This is a genomic window from Nocardia terrae (genome assembly GCF_009760405.1).
Classification (GTDB): Bacteria; Actinomycetota; Actinomycetes; order Mycobacteriales; family Mycobacteriaceae; genus Nocardia; species Nocardia terrae.
In genome coordinates this window covers 271,646-297,212 of sequence record NZ_WRPP01000005.1, presented here as the reverse complement: position 1 = coordinate 297,212, position 25,567 = coordinate 271,646, and the positions used below count along the sequence as shown (strand labels likewise).

The following is a 25,567-nucleotide window of genomic DNA, read 5'->3' as shown; positions in this document are numbered from 1 at the left end:
TGGGCCGGGGACCGCGGACGCGAGCCCGGAGGGGGAGAAGAAATGATCATCGGTGTCGTGCTCATAGTGATGGCCGTGGTGCTCATGGCGGTGGCGTGGCGCGTGGTCGTCGCGGCCGGTCGGCAGCAGCCGCAGCGGCTGGATCGCAGTGAGGTCCACGCGGCCGGGTCCCGCACCTGGGTGCGGAGCTGGATCCGAAATTAGTTCGGAGGTTTTCCCGCGGTGGATGTCGAGAACGCTGACCCGGCTCCGTCCCAGGGGTAAGAAGGGCCGAGGAGGCCCCAATACACCGAAGGAGCTACCGCGATGGAAACCAACGAGATCTCCGAGATCCTGAACCGCCCGATCAGCCAGGAGCTGCTGGCCAGGGACCTGCTGCGGATGGCGTACGTCGCCAAGGACGGCACCCCCCGCAACATCCCGATCGCCTTCACCTGGAACGGGTCGCAGATCGTGGTCTGCACGACGAAGAACGCGCCGAAGCTGGCGTCGCTGCGGGCGAATCCCGCGGTCGCGCTGACCATCGACACCGAAGTGCATCCGCCGAAGATCCTGCTCATCCGGGGGCGGGCGGAGCTGGACGTGGTCGACGGGATTCCCGAGGAGTATCTGCAGATGAACGGCAGCTACGAGATGACCGCCGAGCAGCGCGTCGAGTGGGAGGCGGAGGTTCGCTCGCTCTATGACGGGATGGTCCGGATCGTCATCACCCCGACCTGGGTCAAGCTCATCGACTTCGACACCACGCTGCCGAGCGCGGTCGAGGAACTGATCCGCGAGCGGGCCGAGCGCCAGAACGCCTGAACGGGAGGAGATCGCCATGCCCAAATACCTTTTGCTCAAGCACTATCGGGGTGCGCCGGACGCGGTCAACAACGTGCCGATGGATCAGTGGACGCCGCAGGAGCTGATCGACCACGTGCAGTACATGGAGGATTTCGCCGAGCGGCTGCGGGGGACCGGCGAATTCGTCGACCATCGGGCGCTGTCCCCGCAGGGCACGTTCGTGCGCTCCGACGGCGAGGGCAGGCCGCCTGTCACGGACGGGCCGTTCCCGGAGACCAAGGACTTGATCGCGGGATGGACGATCATCGACGTCGAGAGCTACGAGCGGGCGCTCGAGCTGGCCGCCGAACTGTCCGCGGCTCCGGGCGCGGGTGGGAAACCGATCCACGAATGGCTCGAACTGCGGCCCTTCCTCACCGAGTGGCCCACGGTGAGCGAGTGAACGAATCTCTGCTGCGCGACCTGGTACCCGCGGTGATCGGTGTCCTCGTACGCCGCGGGGCCGAGTTCGCGGCGGCCGAGGACGCGGTGCAGGAGGCGCTGATCCGGGCCCTGGAGACCTGGCCGGACGATCCGCCCCGCGATGCCAAGGCGTGGCTGGTCGCGGCCGCGTGGCACAAGTTCCTCGACGCCGCCCGCGCCGAAACATCCAGGCGGGGACGGGAACTCACCGTGGAGTTCGATCCGCCGGCGGGTCCGGTGTCCGCCACGGACGACTCGTTGTGGCTGTATTTCCTGTGCGCGCATCCCTCCCTGCCGCCCGGCTCGGCCGTCGCGTTGACCCTGCGGGCGGTCGGCGGCCTGACCACGCGGCAGATCGCCGCGGCCTACCTGGTCCCCGAAGCGACCATGGCCCAGCGGATCAGCCGGGCCAAGCGGCGCATCGCCGGACTGCCGCTCGATCGGCCGGGCGACCTCGCGACCGTGCTGCACGTGCTCTACCTCGTGTTCAACGAGGGCTACGGCGGGGACATCGACCTGGCGGCCGAGGCCATCCGTCTCACCCGCCAGCTCGCGGCGGCCACCGACGAGCCCGAGGTCTCGGGCCTGCTGGCGCTGATGCTGCTGCATCACGCCCGGCGGGCCTCACGGACCGGACCCGGGGCTCGCCTGGTGCCGCTCGCGCAGCAGGACCGATCCCGTTGGGACACCGGCCTCATCGCCGAGGGTGTGGCGATACTGCAGGCCGCGCTGGCCCGCGACCGGCTCGGCGAATATCAGGCGCAGGCCGCGATCGCCGCGCTGCACGCGGACGCCCCGAGCACCGCCGAGACGGACTGGGTGCAGATCGTCGAGTGGTACGACGAACTGCTGACGCTGACGCCCAGCCCGATCGTGCGGCTCAATCGCGCGGTGGCGGTCGGCGAGGCGGACGGACCTCGCGCCGGACTGGCCGCGCTCGCCGATCTGGATCCGGAACTGCCCCGCCACTGCGCGGCGCGCGCCTACCTCCACGAACGCGGCGGCGACCTCGAGGAGGCCGCCGCCTTGTACGTAGAAGCAGCCCGCCTGGCCACCACGGTGCCCGAGCGTGATCACCTCACCCGCGAGGCGGCTCGAATCCGGCAGGCGCTGCGGTCCTGAGTCAGTGCGGGATCACCTCGCCCAAACGCGGCAGCAGGCGTCGTTTCCAGGTGCGCTCCATGGCGTTGCGCGCCATCTTCTGGCGACGGTCCCCGAGGTCGAACCCGGTCTGCAGCAGCAGAAGCCGGGTTCCGTGCCCCTGCGGATGCAGCGTCCAGTCGAGAATCCAGCGGGCTGGATAGTCGGCTCTGGGATACGCCCAGCTGTGGGTCAATCGCCTCGCTGGTTGGACTTCCAGGACCTCACAGAGGATCTCGTCGGACGTCGAATCAGGGACGGTGAACCGAAAGCGAGTCCCCGCCACGGCGGCGAAGCCCGTCGGCCGAAGCAGCCACCGCGCCAGCAGATCCGGGTCCGTCAATGCCCGCCACACGGTGCCGGGCGGCTGCGGAAAGAAGCTGCCGAGCTCGATCGTCGCCGGATTCAACAGCGGGTCGGCGATCAATTCGACTGCCCCTCCTTGTATTTCGCCTCCATCTCCGCGGCGAGCTCCGGCTTCTCCGCCTCCATCTTCTGCACGTAGGTGACCGCATCGCCGACGGTCCGCAACCTCGACAGATCCTCATCGGGAACCTTCACGCCGTACTTGTCCTCGAGCTGCACCGCGATCTCCACCAGTGACAGCGAATCGATGTCGAGATCATCCACGAAGTGTTTCTCGAACGTCACCTCCGCGGCCTCGATTCCCGTTATCTCCTCAACGATCTCCGCAATCCCGGCGACGATGTCTTCCTGCGTGGTTGCCACGGCTTCACTCTCCTCGATGTAACGAACGTCGGTCTCCGTACGCTAAAAGCTCCAGCGGGGTGGAGGTTCAACAGCTTGTGACAGACGACACACAACCCGATGCGCTGCTGAGCATCGGAGAATTGGCGCGCGCCAGCGGTTTACCGGTCCGAACAATCCGTTTCTACTGCGACGAGGGCATTCTCGAGTCCCACCGCAGCCCCGGCGGCCACCGCCTGTTCGACGCGGACAGCGCCACCGAACGCCTCGTCCTCGTGAAGCGACTACGAGCCCTCGGCCTCGGCCTCGGCACGATCACCGAGGTGTTGCACGGCACCCTGTCGATCCCCGAAGCCATCACCGCCGAAAGCGCCCGCCTCGACCTGGAATTCAGATCCCTCGCCTGGCGCCGCGCCTCCCTCCGAGCCATCGAATCCGCCGCCCCCTCACACCGATCCGCCCGACTCGCCCTGCTGGCCGCCGCCCAGGAGCCCGGCGCAGCCCACGACTGCCTGATCCGCTACTGGCGCCGCATCCTCGCCCCACTACCCACATCCGACGTCGAAAGGTGGGTCTGCGGCAACGTCCCCGAACCACCCACCAACCCCTCCGCCGCCGACGTCCTCGCCTACGCCGAACTAGCCGCCCTCGCCGCCGACCCAACCCTGAAAACCACTGTGCGAAACCAATATTGGCGTCACGCCCCCGAATCGATCCGCGACCGCCACCGCCTCTTCAACGAAGTCGGCGACGTAATCTCCGACTTGATCCCCCTGGTATCGACCGCCGCACCCCCAACCCCCGGCAACGAACTCGACCGCTTCGTCCAAGCCCACGCCACCGCCCGCGGCGAAAACGACTCCCCCCGCTTCCGCAAACAACTCCACACCGCCTCACCCACCCCCGACCCCCGAACCCACCGCTTCTGGACCCTGACCCACCGCCTCCTCGGAACCGACATCACCGTCGGCCCACCCCACGACTGGCTCTGCGCCGCTCTAACCATCTCCGTAAACCACCCCACCACCCACCCCCCAAACCCTGCGCCGACCACAAGATCAGGGAGCCGTCAGTGCGGAAACCCGGACAATTCCCCACGATGAGAGCTCCTTGATCTTGAACAACTCAGCCTCGATCCGAGGATGGTGCGAGAGTTCCGGCGGAGGAGCGGCGGGCGGCTGCTCGGGCCAGGGATCGGTCTCGTTGTTCCTCGAAGCGGATGGTGTCGGTTCGCAAATTGTCGAGGTAGGCGCCGAGGTCGTTGCGTAGGTGATCGCCGTGGGCAGTGAAGTCGTTGCGCTCGAATATCTTCCATGCGCGCAGGACGGGTAGCACGACTTCGTCGAGGTGCTGGCGGAGGTCGTAGATGCCGTGTTTGGCCATGAGGACGGCGTTACGTCGCCAGTTGGGCATGCCGACGCCGGGCATCTGGAAGTTCTTCAACATCAGGGTGATCGCGGCGAGGGTTTGGTCGGGGGCGAGGTCGAGGGCAGCGGCGCAGAGGTTGCGGTAGAAGATCATGTGGAGGTTTTCGTCGGCGGCGATGCGAGCCAGCATGCGGTCGGCGAGGGGGTCGTTGCATGACCTGCCGGTGTTGCGATGGCTGACCCGGGTGGCCAGTTCTTGGAAGGTGACGTAGGCCAGCGAGTGCAGGAGACCGACGTCGGCGATATCGGTGAGGGGGCCGACTTTGTCGCGGGCGATGTTCATCGCGGAGAAGCCATGCGTCATATGGGTCATGCGAGCTTGTTCGAGGGCGACCGGGTCGACGCCGCGAGTGACGACGAGGTAGTCGCGCAGCACGATCCCGTGGCGGTTCTCCTCGGCGGTCCAGCGGCCGACCCAGGTGCCCCAAGCGCCGTCGGAGGAGAAGTTCTCGGCGATTTCGCGGTGGTAGGAGGGGAGATTGTCCTCGGTGAGGAGGTTGGTGACCATCGCGGCCTTGGCGACCTCGGACAGAGTGGATTGCTCGGGGTCCCAGTCGATTCCACCGAGTGCGGCGAAGTTACGGCCGTGGTCCCACGGGATGTAGTCGTGGGGGTGCCAGTCCTTGGCCATGGAGAGATGGCGGTTGAGGTTCTGCTCGGCGATCGGCTCGAGTTCGACGAGCATTTCCAGTTGGGTCAGTGGTCTGGTCATATCGCTGTTCCTCTGAAGACTAACGGTTTTGGACCGAGGGGTCGGGAAGTCCGGCGCGGATCTGCTGGAAGGCCGAGCGCAGCAACGAGTGCGAGGAGACCGGCGAATCCGCTTGCAGAAAGACCTCGGCGGTTGATTGCCAGGCCGCGCCGACGGCGGCCGCCACCAGCCGTGGGTAGACATCGCGGGCCGGGTCGGTTCCGGTCCGGGCGGCGATCACGTCGATCAACTCGTCGTTGGTGAAGCACACCTTCGACACGGCGGTGCGCATCGCCGGGCGATTCATCAGATCCCGCAGCACGGTCTGCCGCGCCGGACTCGGTTGCGTGCCGGTATCGGCCGACTCGACGAACGCGACCGTGATTGCGTCCCACAGACTCTCGTCGGCCGGCCTGGCTCGCAGTGTCGCGACATTGTGCTGTAGGCGCTCGACCTGCCGGTAGGCCAGCGCATCGTATTTGGTGGTGAAGTAGTTGTTGAACGTCCGCACCGAAACCCCGACCCGGGCCGCGATCTCATCGCGTCGTAGGTTCTCCACCCCGCGCTCGGCCAGCAGCGTCCACGCCGCGTCGCTGAGCGCCTGCCGGGTGTCGATCTTCTTGCGGTCCCGCAGTCCCAGTTCATGTTCGTCGGCCACCGCGGCACCGTATCAAACTTTCCTATGGGAAAGTTTGCCTATGGGAAATGTGGCTCGGCGAGGTCAGAGGTAGACGCGGGCGTTTTCGAGCCAGGTTTGGGCGTCGGTGCCTACCGCTGTGAGGGTGGCGGCGGTGAGGGGTTTGCGGTGGGTGACGAGGAGGCAGAAGTCGTGGGCGGTGCCGTGGATCTGCTGGGGGGCGTCGGTGGGGCCCCAGACCCACGGGGTGCCGTCCGGGGCGGTCAGTTCGATGCGGAAAGGGGCTGTGGGGATGGGGAGTTGGGCGGCGTAGAAGGACAGGCCGCGGCCGATCACGCCCAACTCGGCGATGAAGCGGAGGCGGGTGGTCGGGACGTGGGGGACGCCGAGGGTGTCGAAGATGTCCTGGCCGTGGGCCCAGGTTTCCATGAGGCGGAGGGGGATCGCGAGGTCGGCGGTCATGTCCGAGCCGAACCAGGGGAAACTCTTGTCGGTGGGGAGGTCGCGCAGGGCAGCGGCCACTTCGGTGCGGCCCGTGCGCCATTGGTTCAGTAGAGCTGCGCGGGGTTGCGCTGCGCCTGCGGCCGCTTCGATGTCGGCGCGTTCGGCGCCCTCGGCGTCTGCTCGTTTCAGTACCGTGTCGAATGCCTCGGGTGTGCGGATGGCGAGTAGGACGTTGGCGTCCGCTGCTGCAAGGTGGGCGATCTGGTGTGCGATCGTCCAGCCTTCGGCCGGGGTGGGTTTGGACCAGTCGGGCTCGGCCGATACCAGTGCGTCGAGCGCTTCGCCCTCGGCTACCAGGTCGGGTAGGGCGAGGTCGCGCCGCATACCGGAGATATCGAGCCCGTAATCTCGCATGTGGCCAGGCTACCGACATCGATCTCGGTCCGCCGAGACCAACTCCGGCGCAAGGGCTTCGGTGGATATGGTGGTGGGATGGTGTCGGTCGGAAGAGTTCTGGTGGTTCCGCAGTGGCAGGGGTCGGCCTCGGAAGGGGCGTGGCGGCTGCCGGTCGGGGCCAGGCATCTGGCGGGGCTTTTTCCGGGCGCGCGGGTGGATGTCGCCGAGGTCGCGGCCGAGGGTAGCGATACTCGTGGTGGCGTGCGGAATTTGGCCGCGCTGACCGAATCGTTCGCCGTGGTCCGGCGTGCTCTCGAAACCTGGGACGACGCACCGTTGCTCACCGTCGGCGGCGACTGCGGAATCGAAATCGCGCCGATTGCCACGGCTCTCGCTGCCCACGGCCGGAACCTGGCGGTCGTCTGGCTGGATGCTCACGCAGACCTCAACACCCCGCGCTCGTCGCCATCCGGGGCCTTCCACGGCATGGTGTTGCGCAGCCTGCTCGGCGACGGGCCGGAGGAGCTGGCGTTGGGGCCTCGGACCCGGCTCGAGCCCGCGCAGGTGGTTCTCGCCGGTGTGCGCGCACTCGATCCCGAGGAGCGGGACTTCATCGCCGAGAACAAGATTCGCCGGGTGTCGGTTGCCCAACTCGCCGATCCGGCGGCATTGGTCGAGGCGGTGGCGAGTACCGGGGCTTCGATGGTCTACATCCATCTGGATCTGGACGTCATCGATCCCGGGTATCTGCGCGGACTGTCCTTTCCCGAGCCTGCCGGTGCCGAACCGGATCACATTCGAGCGGCAATCGAAGCGCTCACGGCGAGGTTCGGGTTGGCTGGTCTGGGCATCACCGAGTATGCGCCGACGGTGCTCAGCGCGGCCGAGGACCGCGTTCTCGCCCGTATCCTCGGCCTGCCGTGACCGCGGTCAGGGTCGGGTGAAACGTAAGGTGATCAGCTGGAAAGGCCGGAGCCGCAGCCGAATTCCCGGGTCCTCGGCCGTGGCTGTGGCATCCTCGGCCAGCGGGCGCTCGAGCAGGTCGCACCGGCGGAAGCCGGAGAATCCGAAATCGGGGCTCAGTAGCGCCGAGGTACGGCTCCCGCTGGCCTCGTAGAGACGGATGACCACGTCGCCGGAACCGTCGTCGGCGAGTTTGACGGCGCTGGTCACCACATCGTCGTTGTCGACGCTGAACAGCGGCGCGACAGGTGCCGCGACGCCGGGAGTGAAGGGCGGGAGGTTGATTCGGTAGCCTTCGCGGACGGCGTCGGTCAAGGAGGCGCCCGGGACGATGGCGTGTCGGAAGTGGTGGGTGCCGTGGTCGGTGTGGGGGTCGGGGAAACGCGGGGCGCGCAGAAGGGAGGCGCGGATCGTGATGGTGGTGCCCCCGTCGGGGCGGACGGTGCGGGTGAGGTCGTGGCCGTAGGTGGAGTCGTTGACCACGGCTGTGCCCCAGCCGGGTTCGGCCACATGGATGAAGCGGTGATTGCAGGCCTCGAACTTGGCGTATTCCCAGCTGGTGTTGGTGTGCGTGGGTCGGTAGAGGTGGCCGAACTGGGTTTCGGAGGCGTAGCGGTCGGCGTGAACATCGAGGGGGACGGCGAGTTTGAGGAATTTCTCGGTTTCGTGCCAGTCGACGGTGGTGGCGATCTCGAGGGCGGGGGAGTCGGGGCGCAGGGTGAGGGTCTGCTCGATCGTGGAGGAGCCGAAGCCGCGGGCGAGCCGTACCGTGGCAGCGGGCGAATCCGGTTCCGCCACCAGGAAATCGAGGTCGACCAGATCGGTGACGCGATTGCGGTAGAAGAGGTCGACATCCCAGGCGTCCCAGGAGTTGGGGAGGTCCGGGTGCAGTTGGAGCAGGTTCGCGGGTGCGTCGGGCGGCAGGGCCTCGCGGTCGTGCACGAGATCGTGGAGCGAAACGATCAATCCCCGGGCATCCACCTCCACGCGAAGCAGACTGTTGGACAGCGCGAATCCGCCGCCGTCGCGCTCGCGCACCGAGCAGGCTCGACCCGATTCTTCCGGCCCGGCGCCACCGGCGGGGATCCCGCGCCACGCATGCGGCGCGGGGTTGAACACACACGGCCCGGACGCCCGGCCGCCCAGCGTCCACTGTGCCCGCTCGATGATCGCCGACAGCTCCGCGGCCACCGTCGCATAGGTTTGCGCGGCCTCCCGATGCACCCACGCGATCGACGATCCCGGCAGAATGTCGTGAAATTGGTGCAGCAGCACCGTTTTCCAGATCCGATCCAGCTCCGCGTGGGGATATTCGACCCCCGTGCGCACCGCGGCCGTGGCCGCCCACAGCTCGGCCTCCCGCAGCAGATGCTCGCTGCGCCGATTGCCCTGCTTGGTCTTGGCCTGACTGGTCAAGGTCGCGCGATGCAGTTCCAGGTAGAGTTCGCCCACCCACACCGCCGGCCGCTCGTATTCGGCCTCGGCGGCGGCGAAGAAGTCGGCGGGCTTGTCCCACACCACTGTCGGTGAGCCCTCGAGATCGCGCATCCGCGCGGCCTTGGCGACCATCTCCCGTGTGGTCCCGCCGCCTCCGTCGCCCCAGCCGGTCGGCGCGAGCGAACGCGACGCCCGTCCCTTCTCCTTGAAATTGCGTGCCGCGTGCGCGATCTCACGCCCCTGCATCGAACAGTTGTAGGTGTCGACCGGCGGGAAATGCGTGAATATCCGCGTCCCGTCGATCCCCTCCCACAGAAACGTATGGTGCGGGAACTGATTGGTCTGACTCCACGAGATCTTCTGCGTCAAAAGCCATTTGGACCCGGCCGCCTTGATGATCTGCGGCAGTCCCGCCGCGAACCCGAAGGTGTCGGGCAGCCACGCCTCCTCGTTCTCGATCCCGAACTCCTCGAGGAAGAACCGTTTGCCGTGCACGAACTGCCGCGCCATCGCCTCGGAGCCGGGCATATTGGTGTCGGACTCCACCCACATGCCTCCGGTCGGCACGAACCGTCCCGCCGCGACCGCCTCCTTGACCCGCGAATACACCTCGGGCCGATGCTGTTTGAGGAAGTCGTATTGGGCCGCCTGCGACATCGTGTAGACGAAGTCGGGCTCGTCGTCGAGCAGCGCGGTCATGTTCGCCGCGGTCCGCGCCACCTTGCGCACCGTCTCGCGCAACGGCCACAGCCAGGCGGTGTCTATGTGCGCGTGCCCGACGGCGGAGATGCGATGCGCCGACGGAACGGCGGGCCGCGCCAGCACGTCGGCCAGGCATGCGCGCGCCGCCGCGGCGGTCGAGTTCACATTCTGCAGATCGATCGCGTCCAGCGCGCGTTCGATGGCCCGCACGATGTCATAGCGGCGCGCCGGATCCTCGGGCATCTCGTGCATGAGCTCGCCGAGCACTTCGAGATCCTGGACCAGCTGCCAGACCTGCTCGTCGAATACCGCGAGATCCATTCGCCCGAAACGGTATTGCGGTTCGGTCCCGGCTGTCGTGAGGTCGCCGAGCCCGGTCGGCCCGAAGAACGGGATCACCGGATTCGCCGCCGCCTCGACATGCAGCAGCACCCGCTCCCCACCGAGCGCCGGGCCCGCCACCCGCACCCACCGGTTCTGCGGATGCAACCCCTTCACCGGCGACCCGTCGGGCCGATACACCAGACCCTCGCACTGGAACCCGGTCATCCCACCGTCGAACCCGAGGTCGATGATCGCCTCGACGGTCTTGCCCGCCCACTCGGCGGGCACCGTCCCCTCGAGGGTGAGCCAGCTCGTACCCCACGGCGCGCCCCACCGCGCCCCCGGCTCGACCGGCGTCCGCGGCGCACCCAATCCCTCGGCGACACTGACGGGTTCACCCGGCGCCACCCACATCGACGCCCGCATCGGTATCGATTCCGGATAGATCGCCGGGACGATCCGCCCCCCGAGCACGCGTCCGAGCCGATCCTCGATCAACCGGCGATCATCGTGCATGACGGTGGCTCCCATCGGACGTGGGGCGTACTGAACGAACCGCTCGGTGTCCGACTTTAATGGAGCCCGGTCTGTTTCCGCTGGTGGAACTGCTCGGGCGCGGCAGCGCGTCCGGCTACACGATCGGGGCCGAGGGATACCGCTCGGCCGAGCCGTTCTCGAACTGGCGCAGCACGCGCAGGGCCGGGACGGCGAGCACTCCGGCCAGCCGGGTGTACGGCCAGACGGCGATGATCAGCACGAGGACCAGACCGCGCGCCTGGTAGATGAGCGGGGCGTGCCGCATGACCTGCGGGTCGGGATGCAGCGTGACCAGGGAACGCGCCCAGGTGAAAAGCGTTTCGGCGGTGCGGTAGTGGACGTCGGAGGAGTTGGCGTCGAAGGTGACCAGCACGGCCGAGACGAGTGCCGCGACGAGCAGCGGCATGGTCATCCGGTCCAAGGGCGTGACCCGGGCGCGCCCGTCGGCCGCGATCAGCGGCGGAATCAGGACGAGGACCGCCCCGATGATGGTGAGCGGGACGGCGACGAGCTGGGTGGCCTCCAGGACGATCCGGATCCCGGGCCCCGGGCGCGAATGCGGCCCCGACACCACCATTTCGACGACCCGCATCGCGGCGACCGTGGGCATCCCGACGCGCAGCGCCCGGATCCCGAATCGCTGTGCCAGGTCCACGTGCGGGCCGTACAGACACCCCAGGAATCCGTCCAGCCGATACCGCCAGACGTGTCCGATCACGCACGACACCACGGCGACATAGGGCAACACCACCCACAACGTGACCACCATGCCCGCCATCCCCAGCTAATCCGCAGTTCGTGCGGATCACTCTCGCACGGACCGGATGCGCAGAGAAGTGTCGAATCGTGCCAACTCTATGAACCCGGCGTCGCGTCGGTTACTGCCACAGATGGGACATCATGTGCGGGTAGCGGACGGGCCGGTAATCGGTGAACGTCAGGTCCCTGACCTGGCTGAAATCCGACCACAGCAGTTTGCCGCCTTTGAGGCGCACGAGGTTTCGCACCCGCGCCCGGACCTGCCGCATCTCCTCGTCCGTGGCGGGACGCTTCGGACCGACCGTGCCATAGAGCCGCACGCCCGGCGCGGACGGGAAGCGAGCGGTCACCAGCGAACGCAGCCAGAACAGCGGATTGCTGTTCACGGCCATCAGGCACACCCGCGGATCCGAGTCCAGATTCCGCGCCAGCGCCTCGGTGTACTCGTCGAAGTAGAACCCGCTCGCGTCGTCGCGCAGGAACACCGTGCCGATCGGCGTGACGTTCGGCGAACCATCGGCATCGACCGAGGCGATGGCGCAATGCCCGGCGCGGGAAACGGTGTCGCGGATGCGATCCCAATGCTGTTCGAGTGTCAAAGCGGTACCGATCGGTTCGGACGACATAGCGATTCGAGCCTAACCGCCGGGGCCGGAAGCGCATGATGACGACATGGCTTCCCACGCGAGGCGGCGTGCCGTACTCGAATTGCTTTGCGACAGCTTCACGCCGGGGGACGGGGGTGAGCTGCCCACCGCCTCGGAACTCGGTGTCGTCGACACCGTGACCGAACTCCTGGGCCGCAATCCACGCGAGGCCGAGCGCAAACGGTTCGAACTGCTGCTGCGCGTGTGGGATTCACGCCTGTTCGGACTCGTCAACGGCGCGGGCTGGCAGAAATTCTCGCGATTGACGGCCGAGCAGCGCGAGCAATGGCTGCTGGGCATGGCCGATTCCCGAATCGAGAAGAAGCGGGCGCTGTTCCAGGCACTGAAGGGCGCGGCCGTCACCTCCTACTACCTGGCGCCGGGCCCGACGGGCACCAACCCGGTCTGGGACCGCATCGGGATTCCGCCCGCGTCCGGCCCGGTCGAGGGCGCGAAACGCGGCCTGAGCCCGGAGCGTCCGGACGCCGACACCACCGTCGTGTGCGATGTGGCCGTCATCGGCTCGGGCGCGGGCGGCGGGACCGCCGCGGCGGTGCTGGCGCAGGCCGGACTGGATGTCGTTGTGCTGGAACGCGGCGACTACCTCGACGACCCGGACTTCGGCATGGGGGAGAAGGACGGTTTCCTGAAGCTGTACGCCCCCGGTCCCGCCGCAACGGCAGAGGGACAGCTCGGACTGGTCGCGGGCACGGTGCTCGGCGGCGGCACGGTCGTCAACTGGACCACCGCCTTCCGCACCCCCGACGACGTCCGCGAGGAATGGGCGGCCCTCGGCGCACGCCAGTTCGCCGAGCGGGAATACACCGACGCCCTCGACGCGGTGGTGGCCAGGCTCGGGGTGAACCTCGACCATTCCCCGGCCTCGCGTCGCGACGAGATCCTCGAACGCGGTCTGCGCAAACTGGACTGGCACGTCGAGGCGCTCCCGCGCAATGTCGGAGACGCCTGCGACGCCGGAATCGAATGCGGCCGCTGTGGATTCGGCTGCCGGGTCGGAGCCAAGCAGTCGGTGGTCAAGACCTGGCTCGCCGACGCGGTCCGGGCGGGCGCACGGCTCTACGTCGGCGCCGACGTGCGGCGCATCGTGGTCACCAACGGCAGCGCCACCGGCGTGGAAGCCGTGACGGCCGAAGGCCGTTCGGTGTGGGTGCACAGCCGCGCCGTGGTCGTCGCGGCGGGCGCGATCCAGACTCCCGCCCTGCTGCGCCGCTCGGGCCTGACCAACCGCAATATCGGCGGCTTCCTCCGATTACACCCGGCCACAGCGGTTTTCGGCATCTTCGACGAGGAGATCCGCCCCTGGGAGGGCGGCCTGCAGACGCGCTACTCGAAACAGGACCGCGATCTGGACGGCAAAGGCTATGGCGTGATGTACGAGACGGGCCCGATGACGCCGGGCATGTCGGTCGGCTTCCAAGCCTGGACCGGCGCGGCCGTCCACCGCGACCGCATGCTGAAACTGGCGAACACGGTCCCCGTCGGCGTGCTCACCCGCGACCGTGACCACGGTTCGGTCGAGACCGACCGCAAGGGCGAGGCGGTCGTGCGCTACCGCCTCTCCGCGCGCGACGCCGCCCACATGCACACCGGAATCGTCAATGCCGCGAGCATTCTGGAGGCCGCCGGCGCCGAGCGGATCTTCTCCGGCCATCAGGCCGGTGTCGGCTACGAGCCCGGCGTGAACGGCTCGCACGAGGAGTTCGCCGAGCGGGCGGCCGCGGCGGGCTACGCGCCCGGCCGCTGCGCGATGGGTGCGCTGCACATCATGGGCTCGGCCCGCATGGGCGGCTCACCCCTCGACTCGGCGACCGATCCCGACGGCGCGACCTGGGATGTCCCCAATATCGTCGTGGCCGACGGCTCCTGCTTCCCGACCGCCTCCGGCGTCAACCCGATGATCAGCATCGAGTCCATCGCCTATATGAACGCCACCCGCCTGGCAGCCCGGCTGAAGTAGCTAACCCTGGTGTGGCGCAGCTGATTTCAGTGCCGTGCCGAACGCGCTCACGATCACCAGCCGGATCTGCGCGACCGCCCGATCGATCGGCCCGGTCGGCTGGAACAAATGGCTCAGCGCCAGCCGGACCAGCACCTCGGTCATCGAGCCCAGGTCGGTGTCGCTCATGTCGTCGAGCCGGTACTGTGCGCGGATCGCGGCGGTGAGCGCGGTGATCGCGCGCCCGAGCACGGGCTCGGTCTCGGTCATCAGCACCGGGAGCAAGGCGGTGTCGGTCGCCGACCGTCCGGCCAGCACCGCCTTGAGCAAAGTGTTGTCGGCGCCCGTCCGCAGCGTGTACTCGACCGCCTCGGTAAAGCCCGCTGTCACATCCGCCGGATGCGCGGCCAGGCTCGCGGCGATGCCGACCAGGAAGGTGTCGACCTCCTGCTGGACCACGACCTCGGCCAGCTCGTGCTTGTTGGCGAACTCCTTGTAGAGCACCGGCCGGCTCACGCCCACCTCTTTGGCCAGCCGCGACATATTGACCGCACCCCAGCCCTCGGTCACGACTATGCGCCGGCCCGCGTCGATGATCCGCTCGCGCAGGAGTTGACGCATCTCGGTCTGGAAGTTCGGCGCTTCAACCACGTCCCGATCGTACATGAGCACGTCTTTCGTCTCGTCGTTGACAAATCGATTCACTGTGTATCTACTGAATACAGTTCTTCGGAAAGTGTAAACGCTAGGAGTACGGCAATGACGACGTCTCGCAGCCGGGAGTCGGAGATCTCGGCCCGCCCGCAGTGGCGTGACCGCAAGCGCTACCTCTGGTTGTTCGGCCTGGTGCCGCCGACCGCGCTGTTCGTGGCCCTGGTCCTGATCTGGGCGCTCAATGAAATCGGCTGGACCGCGGTGTCGCCGGTGTTCTGGTGGATCGGCCCGCTGCTGGTCTACGGACTGCTGCCGGTGCTGGACCGCTTCTTCGGCCCGGACGGCCAGAACCCGCCCGACGAGGTGATGGAGTACCTCGAGAACGACAAGTACTACCGCTACTGCGTCTATACCTACATCCCGTTCCAGCTGCTGAGCCTGACCGTGGCCTGCTACCTGTGGACCGCGAGCGACCTGTCGTGGCTCGGCATCCAGGGCGGCCTGGGCGTGGTCTCCAAGCTCGGCCTGGCGCTGAGCATGGGCGTGATGGGCGGCGTCGGCATCAATACCGCACACGAACTCGGCCACAAGAAGGACGAGCTGGAGCGCTGGCTGTCGAAGATCACTCTCGCCCAGACCTTCTACGGGCACTTCTACATCGAGCACAACCGCGGTCACCACGTCCGCGTCGCCACCCCCGAGGACCCGGCCAGCGCCCGCTTCGCCGAAACCTTCTGGGCCTTCCTCCCGCGCAGCGTGTGGGGCAGCCTGCGCTCCTCGTGGGAACTCGAGGCCAAGCGCCTGGAGCGACTGGGCAAGCGGCCGTGGACGATTCGCAATGACGTGCTCAACGCGTGGCTGATGACGATCGTGCTGTGGGGCGCGCTGGTCGCGGTGTTCGGCCCGGCGGTGCTGCCCTGGCTGGTGATCCAGGCGATCTACGGTTTCACCCTGCTGGAGACGGTGAACTACCTCGAGCACTACGGCCTGCTGCGGCAGAAGACCGCCACCGGCCGCTACGAGCGCTGCACCCCCGAGCACAGCTGGAACTCCGACCACATCGTCACGAACATCTTCCTGTACCACCTGCAGCGGCACAGCGATCATCACGCGAACCCCACACGCCGGTATCAGACGCTGCGCAGTATGGACGGCGCCCCGAACCTGCCCAGCGGATACGCCAGCATGATCGGATTGGCTTACTTCCCGCCACTGTGGCGGCGCGTGATGGATCACCGTGTGCTCGAACACTATTCGGGTGACATCACCCGGGTGAACATCCAGCCCCGCAAGCGTGCGCGCGTGCTGGCGAAGTACGGGGTGGCGTGATGTCGGCCTACCGCTGCCCGGTCTGTGACTACGTCTACGACGAGTCGAAAGGCGCACCGCGCGAGGGCTTCCCGGCCGGCACCGCCTGGTCGGCCGTCCCCGACGACTGGTGCTGCCCCGACTGCGGCGTGCGCGAGAAACTCGACTTCGAACCCACCACCATCCCGACAGGACACCGTCGTGAGCACTGACTACAAACTCTTCCGCTGCCTGCAGTGCGGCTTCGAATACGACGAATCCCTCGGCTGGCCCGAGGACGGCATCGCCCCCGGCACCCGCTGGGACGACATCCCCGACGACTGGTCCTGCCCGGATTGCGGCGCGGCGAAATCCGACTTCGAAATGGTCGAGGTCAGTCGCGCGTGACCGGCCGCATCGTCATCGTGGGTGCGGGCGTCGCGGGCGCCACCGCCGCCCGCACCCTGCGCACCGAGGGCTACACCGGTGAGATCGTGCTGCTGGGCGCGGAGCATTCGGCGCCGTACCGCAGGCCGATGGTGTCGAAGGAACTGCTGGCCGGAACGGCCGAGGAACGCCGAACCCTGTTGCAGCCCGCCGACTTCTGGCACAGCCACGACATCGAGCTGCGCATCGGTGTCCGGGTGACGTCGATCGATCCCGGCCCCGGTCTGGTCTGGCTGGCCGACGGCACCGCCGTCGGCTACGACAGCCTGCTGCTCGCGACGGGCGCGCGTCCCCGCGCGTTGAACCTCTCGCCCGGCGAAAGTGCCACCATCCGTGGCAGTTACGGCGGCGTAAGTGCCAACGGCCGGATGCTGACATTGCGTGGCCGGGCGGATGCCGAGGCGCTGCGCGCGGCGATCGAGCGGGCCGGGTCGTTGTTGATCGTCGGCGCGGGCCTGATCGGGTGCGAGGTGGCGGCAACCGCGCGGGCACTCGGGGCCGAGGTCGCGGTGCTGGACGCGGGGTCCGCCCCGGTCGAGCGGGTCGCGCCCGGCGTCGTGGGGGAGTACATCCGGAACTTGCACGCGCAGAACGGCGTCGCGATGCACACCGATGTGCGGCTGACCGATCTGGCGCACGACGGCACCGAGGTGGTGGCCGTGGCCGACGATGATCGGAGCTGGACCGCGGGTTCCGTGCTGGTCGCGATCGGATCTGTCCCGGACACTTCGCTGGCCGAGGCTGCCGGACTCGCTGTAGCCGATGGAATTCGGGTGGACGAGTGCTATCGGACATCGGCACCGGGGGTTTACGCCGCAGGCGATGCGGCCGGTCGATTCGATCCCGACTCGGGTGAATATCGGCGCGAGGAGCATTGGAACAGCGCACAGTTCCAGGGCGCCGCAGCGGCTCGATCCATGCTCGGAAGGCCGCGTGGTGCGGAGGAAGTCCCCTGGGGCTGGTCGCTGCAGTATGGCCGGAACATCCAGTTCGCGGGCAGGATTCGGGCCGATGACGACCAGGTCGTCCGGGGCAGCGTCGAGGCGGGCGACGCGACGGTCATCGGCGTGCGCGAAGGGCGTGCGACCGGTGTCGTGGCGATCGGGCGTGCGGCCGAGTTCCGGGCCGCCCGGAACCTGCTCGGCGCGGGAACGCGGGTGGATGCCATCGCGTGCGCCGACGAATCCCGGCCGCTGACCGACGGGCTCGCACTGTCCGGACAGTCGTGAGGGCATACGCCAGCAGTTGAGCTAATCGCCCGCAAAATCTGAAATGCCGCCGAACCGACCGAATGGTCCGGCGGCATTTCGCATTTGCCCGGCCATTGCTGAAATCTGCTGGTAGGGAGTGCTATCCGCGCGGCGCGCGTATTTTTCACCTGTCCATCTCGCCCTGTCAACCCCGCGAATATTTCCGTGAAGACTGACACGTCAGTCCGAAATGTGTATTACTGTCTCGGTCAGTTCGAATCGGCCAACAGAGGGGCCGGTCGGCATCGACCAGCAGTGGGGACTGTGGGGTGGTGAACAATTGGTCGACAAGGCTGTTCGGGGGCCGGAACCGTTGATTCGGTCGGCAATCGAATTCGTACTCTCGGGGCTGCGGACGTTCGGACGCACCATTCAGCTGGCGATCGCGGCGTTCCGGTTCCTGGTCGTCGACATCGTCAAACTTCGGCATCCGTGGCGTGACACGCTACAGCAGGGCTGGTTCATCGTCAGCGTGACGGCGATTCCCGCTGTGCTGGTATCGGTTCCGTTCGGCGTGATCGTGGCGGTTCAGGTGGGGAGCCTGACCCAGCAGGTCGGCGCGAGCTCGGTCTCCGGCGCGGCCGGCGGTCTCGGCGTGATCCGGCAGGGCGCGCCCATGGTGACCGCGCTGCTGCTCGGCGGCGCGGCCGGTTCGGCCATCGCCTCGGACCTGGGCGCGCGCACCATCCGCGACGAGGTGGATGCCTTGCGCGTCATGGGAATCGACCCGGTGCGCCGGCTGGTCGCCCCGCGGCTGGCGGCCATGCTCGCGCTGACGCCGCTGCTGTGCATGCTGATCATCTTCATGGGCGTGTTCACCGGCTACGTGATCGCGGTCGGCTTCCAGGGCGTCACGCCCGGGTCGTACCTGTCGGCGTTCGCGGCCTTCGCCAAGATGAGCGACCTGTGGGTGGCCATCGTGAAATCGATCATCTTCGGCATCATCGTGCTCATCGTGGCCTGCCAGCGCGGCCTCGAAGCCACCTCCGGTCCGCGCGGGGTCGCCAATGCCGTGAACGCGGCGGTGGTGATCGGCGTGATCGCGGCCTTCGGCGTGAATCTCGTTATCACGCAGCTGGTTTCGATGTTCATTCCGACGCAGGTGGGCTGATGACCCAGGTACCCGCCCGATACACACCGCTCGGCCACGCGGGCCGCGTCATCGGCCAGACCGCTCGAGCCCCGATGACGGTGTTCGAATCCCTCGGCCACCAAGCCACTTTCGTGGTCGAGGTGCTCGCCGCCATCCCGCACACGCTGCGGTACTACCGGCGTCAGACCATGCTCATCCTCTCCGACATCACTTGGGGTTCCGGCGCGATCATCGTCGGCGGCGGCACCGTGGCGGTGCTGGCCTTCCTGGGCATCGCGGTGGGCGGCTCCATCGGCGTGGAGGGTTTCACCGCGCTGAACATGGTCGGCATGGGCCCGCTCACCGGGTTCGTCTCCGCCTACGCCAACACCCGCGAGATGGCGCCCATGGTGGCCGCCATCGGCTTTGCGGCACAGGCGGGTTGCCGCATGACCGCCGAGATCGGGGCCATGCGCATCGCCGAGGAGATCGACGCGCTCGAGGCCATCGGCATCCGGCCCATGCCCTTCGTGGTGACCACCCGCGTGATCGCGGGCGTCATCACCATCGTGCCGCTGCACCTGCTCACGCTCATCCTGTCGTACTTCTCGTGCGCGACCGTGGTGAACGTGCTGCACGGGCAGTCCTCGGGCACCTACTACCACTACTTCGACGCCTTCCTGCAACCCGGCGACGTGCTCGCCTCGCTGGTCAAGGCGACGATCTTCGTGGTCGCAATCATTCTCATCCACGGCTACCAGGGCTTCTACGCCTCGGGCGGTCCGGAGGGCGTGGGACGGGCCTCCGGCCGCGCCATTCGCGCCAGCCTGGTGCTGGTGGTCATCCTGGACATGATCCTGACGATCGTGATCTGGGGCCTGGATGTCGGCATCCGGATCTCGGGGTGAATCATGGCCGTGTTCAAGGATCATTCCGGCCGTAGCGCCGGAGCCTGGATGTTGCGGGCGCGGGGCCTGGTGGTCGCCGTCGTCCTCGTCACAGTGACGATTATCGTAAGTTCCTACGCCCGTGGCTCTTTCGCGGACAAGTTCGAGGTCACCGTGGACGCGGCGACCCTGGGCGAGGGCCTGGCGCCGGGTTCGGAGGTGAAGTTCCGCGGCTTCGCCATCGGCACGGTCAAGCATGTCGCGACCGTCGGCTACGGCCATCAGCGCATCGATCTCGAGATCGAGCGCCGCCAGGCCGAGGCGCTCACCGACGACATCACCGCGCGCTTCACCTCGTCGAACGTGTTCGGTTCCAGCGCAATCGAATTGGTTCCGGGCACGGACGGCCGCAAGCTGAAGGAGCACGCCGTCCTGCAGATCGGTGAGAACGCCACCAATGCCACCGTGGCCGGTGTGTTCCGGCGCGCGGCGCGGCTGACGCAGGTGCTGGACTCGGCGTCGGTGCACCGGCTGTTCGATCTGCTGCTCGACAATGCCGCGAGCATGGGCCCGGTCCTGAAGTCCTTCTTCGAGACAGCGCAGACCCTCGCCGATGGACAGCAGAACACCCTCGCGCACTACCTGCGCATCGGCGGGGACGTCACCGGTGGATTCCGGGATCTGACGCCCTCGGCCGGGCACGCCATCCTGTCGGTGCTCGAGCAGAGCGCCTACTTCGGTGACCCGGACAACCGGGCCCGCACCAACAAGTCGACCAACGGCGTGAACCAGGCCGTGCTGATCGGGATCTCGAACCTGTTGCAGCAGAACAACCCCGACCTGGAGAAGATCCTCGACTCCATCCTGGATCTGGCGGTGCCGATCAGCGTCTCGATCGGCACCGTGGCCCCGGCCTACAACCGGGTGCCGAATCTGCTGGCGGCCATGGACGGCGCGCTGCCGGTGGTCGACGGCCACGTGCAGCTGCAGCTGCAGATCATCGCCAAGACCATGCCGTACCTGGCGGATTCGCTGGCGGGAGGGGCGAAATGAGCGACATCACCAAATCCGCCGTCAAGCTCACCATTTTCCTGGTGATCGTGGCCGCCTGCACGACCTTCATCGTGACGGCGCTGCGCACCCCGATCCCCGGCGACAAGGTCACCTACGACGCCGTGTTCACCGACGTCTCCGGGCTTTTCGCCGATGACTCGGTGCGCATGTCCGGCGTCGCGGTCGGCAAGGTGGAATCGGTGACCCTGGACGGCACCAGGGCGCGGGTGCGCTTCACCGTCGACAAGACCCGGCCGATCTACGACAACACCAAGGCCGCGGTCCGCTACCAGAACCTCATCGGCCAGCGCTATGTCGAGCTGCTCACCGAAGGCCAGGGCGGCGCGAAACTGACTGCCGGAGCGACGATCCCGGTGGAGCGGACCATTCCCAGCTTCGACGTCTCCAAGCTCTTCAACGGTTTCAAGCCGATGTTCGACACCCTGGATCCGGCGGCGCTCAACCAGTTCGGCAACAACCTGTTGCGCGTCATCCAGGGCGACGGGTCGGGCATCGGGCCGGTGCTGGCCGATGTCGACACCCTCACCAAGCACGCCAAGAACAGCGAGGCCGTGATCGTGCTGCTGATCCGGAACCTGGGCGTGGTGTCGCAGGCCATCGGCGGCAAGTCGCAGGCGGTCGGTGATCTGGTGCAGCAGCTGGCGGGCATCCTGCACCAGTTCACCGCCAAGACCCAGACCATGCTCAACGCGGTCGACACCGCGAAAGCCGTGCTCGCGCCGATGGTTCCGATCCTCGAGGAAGGCCAGAGCGCCTATGACCAGGGCTACGGCCCGGTGGACGGCCTGCTGCGCCGGCTGGTGCCGCAGATGGATCAGCTCACCCAGATCCTCGCCATCACGCCGCAATTGGTGACCGGCCTGAACCAGTCGACCCCGGGGCAGTCCTACAAGCCGCGCATCACCTGCTCCAACGGTGAGGCGGCGCTCCCCGCGGCGGTCGGGGTCATCCTGTCCACTCAGAACCTGGTGGTGTGCAACTGATGCGGGCACTGATCAACTATGTGGGCGAGCTGATTCGCGACGTCCTGGCCGGGCGCGGCGACCAGAACACCCAATTGCGCTGGGGCATTGCCGGTGTCGTGGTCTGCGTGATCGCGCTGACCATCGCGGGAGCGCTGTATGTGATCCCGTTCGGCCAGCGCACCTACGTGGCCGATTTCAAGATCTCCGGCGGCGCGCGGTCGGGCGACGAGGTGCGGGTGGCGGGCATCAATGTCGGCAAGGTCCGCAGCGTCGACCTGGTCGGCGACCACGTGGAGGTCTCGTTCACCACCAATCACGATGTGCGCGTGGGGGATCGGTCGGCGGTCGAGGTGAAGATGCTGACCCCGATCGGTGGCCACTACCTCGCGCTGGCACCGGCCGGTGACAAGGAACTGGGTGCCAAGCACATTCCCCCCGAGCGCACGGCCACCCCGTTCGAGCTCAGCGACATCCTCGACAAGGGCACCCCGATCTTCGGCAAGGTGGACGCCTCCACCATGCGTGACACCATCGGGCAGCTGAATGCCGCGCTGTCGCAACAGCCGGACGCGCTGCGCGGAGTGATCGGCAACGCCAACGAACTGACCGGGCTGCTCGCCGAGCGCACCGATCAGCTCAACACCGCGCTCGACGTCTCCGACGAGTACATCGCCGCCATCGCCGACGACAAGGCGCTGCTGGCCGATTTCGTGAAACAGCTGGGCCAGGTCGCCGACCAGCTCGGCAACCGCAAGGACGACATCGTGAGCATGTTCAATTTGCTCAAGCGGCTACTGGTCTTCCTGCACCGCCCGATCATGGCCTACGGCGACAGCATCGAACCCGCGGTGACCCAGATGGAGCAGGTGTTCTCCAAGATCGTCGGCAACGGCGACCAGATCGACACCGTCATCACCGGGATGCGCGATGTCATCGACAAGCTCAGCGGACTGCTCGGCAATCAGATCAAGGTCGATCAACCGGCCGCCGGCGTCCGGCTCTGCATTCCCTACGAAGGCAAGGCGTGCTGAATGAACTGGGGTAGAACAGCACTCGCCGCCACGGTCTCCGTCGCGCTGGTGGCCGCCGGTGTGGCCGGGGTGTCGTGGGCGAATTCCGCGCGTGATCCGAAGCGGAGCCTGTGCGCCGAATTCACCGACACCGTCGGCCTGTACGAGGGCAACAGCGTGACCATGCTCGGGGTCGAGGTCGGCACCGTGTCGAAGATCGAGACGCTGGGTGACCGCATGCGGGTCACCATGAGCGTCAAGGATTCGGTGCAGCTCCCGGCCGACATCCAGGCCGTCACCATGTCGAGTTCCATTGTGACCGATCGGCACGTGGAGTTGACCAAGCCCTATACGGGCGGGCCGCGCTACGACACGTCGAAATGCATTCCGCTCGACCACACCAAGACGCCGATCGGGATCAGCGAGGCGCTCGACGCCATGGGCAAGCTGGCCGGCGATCTGACCGGCGGCGGCACGGGCGGCAAACCGGATTCGCTGCTCGACGAGACGCTGACCGCGGCGGACAGTGCCATCGACGGCACCGGGCCGCAGTGGAATCAGCTGCTGCAGCGGCTGTCCGCGGTCATCGGGGATCCCAGCCAGAAGGACGCGGTGTTCCGGCGGCTGGTCGACAATCTCGACCAGCTCACCACCATGTTCGTGACCAACTGGCCGGATATGGCCGAGGTGCTGAACAATCTGCGCGCCGGGCTGCAACTGATCGGGGACTTCTCGGCGCAGTTCTCCACCGCCGTCGACGTGGCGGTGGAGTTCCTGCCGGTGATCGCCCGGAACGTGGGCAAATACGATCAGCAGATCTACGGCCTGCTCGACGCGGTGCTGCCGCAGGTGCACACCTTCGTCCAGCAGCACGAGGGCGACATCAATTCGCTGCTCGCGGCGCTGCCGCCGCTGGCCGCCCAGCTACCGCAGGCGGGTGCGAAATGAGACGCACGGTAATCCGGCTGCTGCCATTGATCACCGCGGCCACGCTGGTGCTGACCGGGTGCGGCGTGAAGGCTACCGACATCCCGATCCCGGGCACCTACCCCAGCGGTGACACCTACACGGTGCGAATCGAATTCGGCTCGGTGCTCAACCTGCCCGATAGGGCCAAGGTGATCGCCGACGGCGTCGAGATCGGCATGCTCGACCACATCGATCTGATCGGCACCACCGCGGTGGCCACGGTGAAACTGCACACCGACGCCAAACTGCCCAAGTCCACCACCGCCGAACTGCGGCAGGACACCATCCTCGGCGATATCCACATCGCCCTGGAAGCGCCCAAGAACGCGCAGCCGGTGTTCCTGCGCAACGGCGACACCATCCCGGTGTCGCAGACCATTCCCGCCACGAATGTCGAGGACATCCTGCGGGCGCTGTCGAACATCATCACCGGCGGCCGCTGGTCCGACATCCAGAAACTGGTCACCGACGTGAACGCGGCGTTCCCGTCGGATCCGGCCGAGCTGGACCGGATCAACAAGGCGGGCCGCGACGCCCTGCACGACATGGCCACGCACACCGACGATCTCAACCGCATCCTCACCTCGGCCCAGCAGATCACCGCCAAGCTGGAATCCGGGCGCGGCGCGGTGGACAAGATCCTCACCTTCGGTCCCGACCGGGCCGCGGGCCTGTCGGACGTGCTGCTCGCGGTGGTCAACCTGATCATCAGCGGCGGCCCGCTGGCCAAGAACGCCGGGGACCTGCTGCTGCCGCACGTCGGCGACTTCCGGTCGATCGTGTCGATTCTCGCGCCGACCGCGGTGACGGCCGGGTACGCCGACCTCACGCTGGCGGCCGACCTCGACACCTTCCACACCCTGCTACGGGACAAGATCATTCCGTTCCTGCAGTCGCCGGATGTGAAGGTGCAGAAGATCTCCGCCGATGTGCAGGCCGACCAGCTGATCACCACACTGCGCTCGATCGGGATGGTGCCCTAGATGAAACTCTCACTCTCCGGACCGGTTTCGCTGGTGCTGCTGATGGTGCTCACCCTCGTCTGCGGCAGCTATATGGCCGTGGGCGTGCTGAACCTGGACCCCCGCCGCCAGAACAACACCGTGACCGTGCTTCTGGACAGCTCGGGTGGTCTGATGAGGACCTCCGAGGTCACGCTGCGCGGTCTGCCGATCGGCAAGGTGCGCGATATCGGCACCACCACACGCGGTTTGGCGGTCACCCTCGAATACGACTCCAAGTACAAGATCCCCGTCGACAGCGTCGTGCAAATCGCCAACCTGTCCGCGGCCGGCGAGCAGTTCGTCGACTTCCGGCCCAGCGGGACGGCCGGGCCGTTCCTGCACGACGGCAGCATCGTCCCCAACCGGCAGGTCAAGATCGCGACCACGGTCGGTGACGCGCTGGCCAAGCTGGACGCGCTGACCGCGCAACTGGATCCGGCCAAGCTGCAGAATCTGGCGTCCACCGTGGCGGCCGGATTCGAGGGCCGCGACGCCGACGTCGCCAACCTCACCAAGGCGCTCACCGATACCGCGAACCTGTTGCGCGACAAGCACGATGCCATCGCACGGCTGTACGCCAATGTGCAGAACCTGGGCGACAAGTTCGACGGGCGCGCACCCACCCTGAGCGCCGCCGCGGGCGATATGGACGCCGCGCTGCCGGAGCTGCTGCACATCATCGCCGCGTTCCAGAACTACTCCTACGTCGGCGAGAAGATCTTCGACGATCCGATCGGGCCGCTGGTCGGCAAGATCAACGATTATCTGCAGCTCATCGGGCCGGACCTGAGCTCCTTCGCGACCGTTCTAAAGCCCGCCACCACCGCCATCAAACCGTTGCGGGTCGACGCCGGATCGATCGTGGACCTGCTGGCCACGGTGTTCCCGGGCGACGGCACAGCGCACGTGACGATCGAAACTCCTCGCTAGA

General features: G+C 67.3%; 28 protein-coding genes. 19 read left to right on the top strand and 9 right to left on the bottom strand.

The window, feature by feature from the left end; translation table 11 throughout:
• Positions 1-42: 42 nt before the first annotated feature.
• From GPX89_RS25455 to GPX89_RS25440, 4 genes are all read left to right on the top strand, one after another.
• Positions 43-204: a hypothetical protein gene (locus tag GPX89_RS25455; RefSeq protein WP_157390185.1), complete on the top strand. Its 162-nt coding sequence runs from the start codon at positions 43-45 to the stop codon at positions 202-204.
• A 102-nt stretch (positions 205-306) separates the two neighbouring features.
• Positions 307-804 (top strand): pyridoxamine 5'-phosphate oxidase family protein, encoded by a 498-nt coding sequence (locus GPX89_RS25450; RefSeq protein WP_157390184.1) that lies wholly within the window; start codon positions 307-309, stop codon positions 802-804.
• 16 nt (positions 805-820) lie between these two features.
• Entirely contained in the window at positions 821-1,228 is a 408-nt protein-coding gene (locus GPX89_RS25445) for a YciI family protein (RefSeq protein ID WP_157390183.1), read from the top strand.
• Positions 1,225-2,370: an RNA polymerase sigma factor gene (locus tag GPX89_RS25440; protein WP_328602310.1), complete on the top strand. Its 1,146-nt coding sequence runs from the start codon at positions 1,225-1,227 to the stop codon at positions 2,368-2,370. The genes GPX89_RS25445 and GPX89_RS25440 overlap by 4 nt, the downstream gene beginning before the upstream one ends.
• 1 nt (position 2,371) lies before the next feature.
• Here GPX89_RS25440 and GPX89_RS25435 read toward each other — a convergent pair whose 3' ends face one another.
• Positions 2,372-2,815, bottom strand: a complete 444-nt coding sequence (locus GPX89_RS25435) for an SRPBCC family protein (protein ID WP_157390181.1) — start codon at positions 2,813-2,815, stop codon at positions 2,372-2,374.
• Positions 2,812-3,117: a meromycolate extension acyl carrier protein AcpM gene (gene acpM, locus GPX89_RS25430; RefSeq protein ID WP_328602309.1), complete on the bottom strand. Its 306-nt coding sequence runs from the start codon at positions 3,115-3,117 to the stop codon at positions 2,812-2,814. Before acpM ends, GPX89_RS25435 begins: the two co-directional genes overlap by 4 nt.
• A 77-nt stretch (positions 3,118-3,194) precedes the next feature.
• Between acpM and GPX89_RS25425 the strand changes: the two genes are divergently transcribed.
• Complete coding sequence (locus tag GPX89_RS25425) at positions 3,195-4,199, top strand: MerR family transcriptional regulator (RefSeq protein ID WP_198347588.1); 1,005 nt, start codon at positions 3,195-3,197, stop codon at positions 4,197-4,199.
• Positions 4,200-4,221: 22 nt separating this feature from the next.
• Here the strand turns inward: GPX89_RS25425 and GPX89_RS25420 are convergent, their stop codons facing one another.
• The 3 genes from GPX89_RS25420 to GPX89_RS25410 form a co-directional block, all read right to left on the bottom strand.
• Positions 4,222-5,235 carry an acyl-ACP desaturase gene (locus GPX89_RS25420; RefSeq protein ID WP_157390179.1) on the bottom strand — a complete coding sequence of 338 codons (1,014 nt, stop codon included), beginning with the start codon at positions 5,233-5,235 and terminating at the stop codon, positions 4,222-4,224.
• Positions 5,236-5,254: 19 nt separating this feature from the next.
• The gene (locus tag GPX89_RS25415) at positions 5,255-5,872 is read right to left on the bottom strand and encodes a TetR/AcrR family transcriptional regulator (protein ID WP_328602308.1); all 618 of its coding nucleotides are present in this window, start codon (positions 5,870-5,872) and stop codon (positions 5,255-5,257) included.
• Positions 5,873-5,935: 63 nt separating this feature from the next.
• Positions 5,936-6,709 (bottom strand): TIGR03084 family metal-binding protein, encoded by a 774-nt coding sequence (locus GPX89_RS25410; protein ID WP_157390178.1) that lies wholly within the window; start codon positions 6,707-6,709, stop codon positions 5,936-5,938.
• 78 nt (positions 6,710-6,787) lie between these two features.
• On the opposite strand from GPX89_RS25410, the gene GPX89_RS25405 reads away from it, so the two are divergent.
• Positions 6,788-7,615, top strand: coding sequence for an arginase family protein (locus GPX89_RS25405; RefSeq protein WP_157390177.1), 828 nt, complete (start codon positions 6,788-6,790; stop codon positions 7,613-7,615).
• A gap of 6 nt (positions 7,616-7,621) precedes the next feature.
• Here the strand turns inward: GPX89_RS25405 and GPX89_RS25400 are convergent, their stop codons facing one another.
• The 3 genes from GPX89_RS25400 to GPX89_RS25390 form a co-directional block, all read right to left on the bottom strand.
• The gene (locus GPX89_RS25400) at positions 7,622-10,633 is read right to left on the bottom strand and encodes an alpha-mannosidase (RefSeq protein WP_157390176.1); all 3,012 of its coding nucleotides are present in this window, start codon (positions 10,631-10,633) and stop codon (positions 7,622-7,624) included.
• Positions 10,634-10,748: 115 nt separating this feature from the next.
• Positions 10,749-11,423: a respiratory nitrate reductase subunit gamma gene (locus tag GPX89_RS25395; RefSeq protein ID WP_198347587.1), complete on the bottom strand. Its 675-nt coding sequence runs from the start codon at positions 11,421-11,423 to the stop codon at positions 10,749-10,751.
• 109 nt (positions 11,424-11,532) lie between these two features.
• Positions 11,533-12,039 (bottom strand): pyridoxamine 5'-phosphate oxidase family protein, encoded by a 507-nt coding sequence (locus tag GPX89_RS25390; protein WP_157390175.1) that lies wholly within the window; start codon positions 12,037-12,039, stop codon positions 11,533-11,535.
• A gap of 46 nt (positions 12,040-12,085) precedes the next feature.
• On the opposite strand from GPX89_RS25390, the gene GPX89_RS25385 reads away from it, so the two are divergent.
• The gene (locus GPX89_RS25385; RefSeq protein ID WP_157390174.1) at positions 12,086-14,038 is read left to right on the top strand and encodes an FAD-dependent oxidoreductase; all 1,953 of its coding nucleotides are present in this window, start codon (positions 12,086-12,088) and stop codon (positions 14,036-14,038) included.
• On the opposite strand, the gene GPX89_RS25380 is transcribed toward GPX89_RS25385, so the two are convergent.
• On the bottom strand, positions 14,039-14,668 hold the full coding sequence (locus GPX89_RS25380; RefSeq protein ID WP_328602307.1) for a TetR family transcriptional regulator: 630 nt from the start codon (positions 14,666-14,668) through the stop codon (positions 14,039-14,041).
• Between the two features lie 108 nt (positions 14,669-14,776).
• Here GPX89_RS25380 and GPX89_RS25375 point away from each other — a divergent pair, with 108 nt between their 5' ends.
• From GPX89_RS25375 to GPX89_RS25320, 12 genes are all read left to right on the top strand, one after another.
• The gene (locus GPX89_RS25375; RefSeq protein ID WP_157390173.1) at positions 14,777-16,000 is read left to right on the top strand and encodes an alkane 1-monooxygenase; all 1,224 of its coding nucleotides are present in this window, start codon (positions 14,777-14,779) and stop codon (positions 15,998-16,000) included.
• A complete protein-coding gene (locus tag GPX89_RS25370) occupies positions 16,000-16,191 on the top strand; it encodes a rubredoxin (RefSeq protein WP_157390172.1) in 192 nt (63 codons plus the stop codon). The genes GPX89_RS25375 and GPX89_RS25370 overlap by 1 nt, the downstream gene beginning before the upstream one ends.
• Positions 16,181-16,366: a rubredoxin gene (locus tag GPX89_RS25365; protein ID WP_328602306.1), complete on the top strand. Its 186-nt coding sequence runs from the start codon at positions 16,181-16,183 to the stop codon at positions 16,364-16,366. The genes GPX89_RS25370 and GPX89_RS25365 overlap by 11 nt, the downstream gene beginning before the upstream one ends.
• Positions 16,363-17,634: an NAD(P)/FAD-dependent oxidoreductase gene (locus GPX89_RS25360; RefSeq protein ID WP_328602305.1), complete on the top strand. Its 1,272-nt coding sequence runs from the start codon at positions 16,363-16,365 to the stop codon at positions 17,632-17,634. Before GPX89_RS25365 ends, GPX89_RS25360 begins: the two co-directional genes overlap by 4 nt.
• A gap of 265 nt (positions 17,635-17,899) precedes the next feature.
• Complete coding sequence (locus GPX89_RS25355) at positions 17,900-18,766, top strand: MlaE family ABC transporter permease (protein ID WP_328602377.1); 867 nt, start codon at positions 17,900-17,902, stop codon at positions 18,764-18,766.
• Positions 18,766-19,635: an MlaE family ABC transporter permease gene (locus tag GPX89_RS25350; protein WP_157390169.1), complete on the top strand. Its 870-nt coding sequence runs from the start codon at positions 18,766-18,768 to the stop codon at positions 19,633-19,635. The genes GPX89_RS25355 and GPX89_RS25350 overlap by 1 nt, the downstream gene beginning before the upstream one ends.
• Positions 19,636-19,638: 3 nt before the next feature.
• Positions 19,639-20,667, top strand: coding sequence for an MlaD family protein (locus GPX89_RS25345; RefSeq protein WP_157390168.1), 1,029 nt, complete (start codon positions 19,639-19,641; stop codon positions 20,665-20,667).
• Positions 20,664-21,671 carry an MlaD family protein gene (locus tag GPX89_RS25340; protein WP_157390167.1) on the top strand — a complete coding sequence of 336 codons (1,008 nt, stop codon included), beginning with the start codon at positions 20,664-20,666 and terminating at the stop codon, positions 21,669-21,671. Before GPX89_RS25345 ends, GPX89_RS25340 begins: the two co-directional genes overlap by 4 nt.
• Entirely contained in the window at positions 21,671-22,684 is a 1,014-nt protein-coding gene (locus GPX89_RS25335; protein WP_157390623.1) for an MlaD family protein, read from the top strand. Before GPX89_RS25340 ends, GPX89_RS25335 begins: the two co-directional genes overlap by 1 nt.
• Positions 22,685-23,611: an MCE family protein gene (locus GPX89_RS25330; RefSeq protein ID WP_157390166.1), complete on the top strand. Its 927-nt coding sequence runs from the start codon at positions 22,685-22,687 to the stop codon at positions 23,609-23,611.
• Positions 23,608-24,615, top strand: a complete 1,008-nt coding sequence (locus GPX89_RS25325; protein ID WP_157390165.1) for an MlaD family protein — start codon at positions 23,608-23,610, stop codon at positions 24,613-24,615. Before GPX89_RS25330 ends, GPX89_RS25325 begins: the two co-directional genes overlap by 4 nt.
• A complete protein-coding gene (locus GPX89_RS25320; protein ID WP_157390164.1) occupies positions 24,616-25,566 on the top strand; it encodes an MlaD family protein in 951 nt (316 codons plus the stop codon).
• The last annotated feature ends 1 nt before the right edge of the window (position 25,567 follow it).